Annotated in this window: 2 protein-coding genes and 1 pseudogene; 1 reads left to right on the top strand and 2 read right to left on the bottom strand. The window is 75.0% G+C overall.

What is annotated here, in order from left to right; all coding sequences use genetic code 11:
• Positions 1-149, bottom strand: a pseudogene (locus ABZW03_RS39525) (N-acetylglucosamine-6-phosphate deacetylase); the annotation flags it as partial.
• Between the two features lie 31 nt (positions 150-180).
• Complete coding sequence (gene galT / locus ABZW03_RS39530) at positions 181-1,287, bottom strand: galactose-1-phosphate uridylyltransferase (protein WP_355269522.1); 1,107 nt, start codon at positions 1,285-1,287, stop codon at positions 181-183.
• Between the two features lie 251 nt (positions 1,288-1,538).
• On the opposite strand from galT, the gene galK reads away from it, so the two are divergent.
• Positions 1,539-2,684, top strand: a complete 1,146-nt coding sequence (gene galK, locus ABZW03_RS39535; RefSeq protein WP_355269524.1) for a galactokinase — start codon at positions 1,539-1,541, stop codon at positions 2,682-2,684.
• The last annotated feature ends 56 nt before the right edge of the window (positions 2,685-2,740 follow it).

Below are 2,740 nucleotides of genomic sequence, written 5' to 3' on the forward strand. Positions count from 1 at the left end.
GTGTGGCCGGTCAGGTCGAGGTCGCCGGGTTCGGTGTCGCCGCCGAGGCCGGCGATGCGCTCGCCCTCGACGGTGAGGCGGTCGGCCTCGACGACGCCGCCGGGCAGGACCAGTCGGGCACCGGCCAGGACGGTTCGGTCGACGGCCATGCGGGCTCCTCCTGGGTCCTGCCGGGTCGGGTCAGCTGTGCGCGGCGCCGCGCAGCCGCTCGGCCGCGGTCTCCGGGCTCACATCGGTGACGAAGGCGTCGAGTCCGGACTCCACGCCCGCCAGGTACTTGAGCTTGCCCGGCGCGCGCCGGACGGTGAACAGCTCCAGGTGCAGCGCGAGTTCGTCGCCGCCGTCCTTCGGCGCCTGGTGCCAGGCGGAGATGTACGGGGTCCGGTTGGGCGCGGAGCCGGCGGGCGCGGGGAACAGCCGGTCGAAGCGGCGCAGCAGGTCGAGGTAGAGGCCGGGGAACTCGGCGCGCTCGGCCTCGTCCAGCTCGGTGAGGTCGCGGACCCGGCGGTGCGGGTAGAGGTGGACCTCGTACGGCCAGCGGGCGGCGAACGGCACGAAGGCCGTCCAGTGCTCGCCCTGGAGCACCAGCCGTTCGGGGGTGGCGCGTTCGGCGGCGACGAGGTCCTCGAAGAGGTTCCGCCCGGTGCTCGCCCGGTACGCCCCGGCCCGGCCGATCATCCGGGCGGTGCGGGAGGGGACGAAGGGGAAGGCGTAGATCTGCCCGTGCGGGTGGGCCAGCGTGACGCCGATCTCCTCGCCGCGGTTCTCGAAGCAGTACACCTGCCGGACCTCGGGCAGGGCGGACAGTTCGGCCGTCCGGTCGGTCCAGGCGTCCAGCACCAGGCGGGCCCTGGCCTCGTCCAGGTCGGCGAAGGAGGCGTCGTGGTCGGCGGCGAAGCAGACCACCTCGCAGCGGCCGTTGCCCGGCCGGCTGGTGCGCAGGGGGTCGTCGTCGTGGGCGGGGACGTGCGCGGCCGAGTCCAGGGCCAGCGAGGGGAAGCGGTTCTCGAAGACCACGACCTGGTAGTCGGCCGCCGGGACCTCGCTCAGCCGCCCCTGGCCGGAGGGGCAGAGCGGGCACTCGCCGGCCGGGGGGTGGTAGGTCCGCTGCTGGCGGTGGGCGGCGACGGTGACCCACTCGCCGAGCACCGGGTCGAGCCGGGCCTCGGAGAGGCTCGCCGCGGGCTCCAGCGGGCGTTCGTCCACGGCGTCCCGGACGGTGCCCGGCTCCTGGTCGTAGTAGACGAGTTCGCGGCCGTCGGCCAGCTTGGTCGCGGTCTTGTGCACCGCCGTGCTCCTTACCCGGGGATGTCGGCTCGACTGTGCCGATCTCCAACAGAATCAAACATATGCGATCGCTTGTCAACGGTTGCGGGCCGGTGGACCGGTCGTCGAGTGCCGGGAAATAGGCTGGTCGGGGCAGAGGAACTCGCGGGTGTTGACGACGGATGCGCAGCATGTTTGATTGTGTCGAAATATGCCCCCGTCTGCGGACCGAACCCCGGCGGGAGTCGACACCACGCGTGGGAGCAGAAGAGATGATCGACCAGGCCGCCACCGACTTCGAGGCCGTCCACGGCGCCCGGCCCAGCGGCGTGTGGGCCGCGCCCGGCCGCGTCAACCTGATCGGTGAGCACACCGACTACAACGACGGCTTCGTGCTGCCCATCGCCCTTCCGCACACCACCAGGGTCACCGCCCGCCGCCGGGAGGACGGCCGGGTGCGGCTCTACAGCGCCCAGGGCGACGGCACCGTCACCGACCTCGCGCTCGATGGCCTGGCGCCCGGCGTGGTCACCAGCTGGGCCGGCTACCCGGCCGGCGTGTTCTGGGCCCTCGCCGAGGCCGGCCACCCGGCCGGCGGCGCCGACCTGTACGTCGACAGCGACGTGCCGACCGGCGCCGGGCTCTCCTCCTCCGCCGCCCTGGAGTGCGCCACCGCCGCCGCCCTGAACGACCTGTACGGGCTCGGCCTGACCGCGCCGGAGCTGGCCCTGATCGCCCAGCGGGCCGAGAACGCCTTCGTCGGCGTGCCCTGCGGGGTGATGGACCAGATGGCCTCCGCCTGCTGCACCGCCGGCGCCGCGCTGTTCCTGGACACCCGGACGCTGGAGCAGCGGCACGTGCCGTTCGACCTGGAGGCGGCCGGGCTCCGGCTGCTGGTGATCGACACCCGGGTCAAGCACGACCTCGGCGACGGCGCCTACGCCGCCCTGCGGGCCGGCTGCGAGCGCGCCGCCGGGCTGCTCGGCCTGGACGCGCTGCGCGACCTGCCGGCCGCCGGCCTCGCCGCCGCCCTGGAGCGCCTGCCCGAGGACCTCGCCCCGCTGGTGCGGCACGTGGTCACCGAGAACCAGCGGGTGGCCGAGACGATCGAGCACCTGGACGCCGGCCGGATCGCCGCGCTGGGGCCGGTCCTGACGGCCGGGCACGCCTCGCTGCGCGACGACTTCCGGGTCTCCTGCCCCGAGACGGACCTCGCGGTCGAGGCCGCCGTCGCCGCCGGGGCGCTGGGCGCCCGGATGACCGGCGGCGGCTTCGGCGGGTCCGTCATCGCCCTGGTCGCGGCCGCGGAGGTGGCGGCGGTCTCGGAGTCGGTGCGGTCGGCCTTCGGGTCGGCGGGGTTCGCCGCGCCGGTCACCTTCACCGCGGTCCCCTCGGCGGGGGCACGGCGGCTGGCCTGACCGGAGGGGGCGCGGCGGCCGGCCCGACCGGAGGCGGCGCGCGGCGCCCGGTCAGC

Source organism: Kitasatospora sp. NPDC004799 (assembly GCF_040609095.1).
Classification (GTDB): domain Bacteria; phylum Actinomycetota; class Actinomycetes; order Streptomycetales; family Streptomycetaceae; genus Kitasatospora.

What these genes read in the sequence shown, in the direction of transcription:
- galK (WP_355269524.1), top strand. Translation starts at nt 1,539, where the DNA reads ATGATCGACCAGGCCGCCACCGACTTCGAGGCCGTCCACGGCGCCCGG.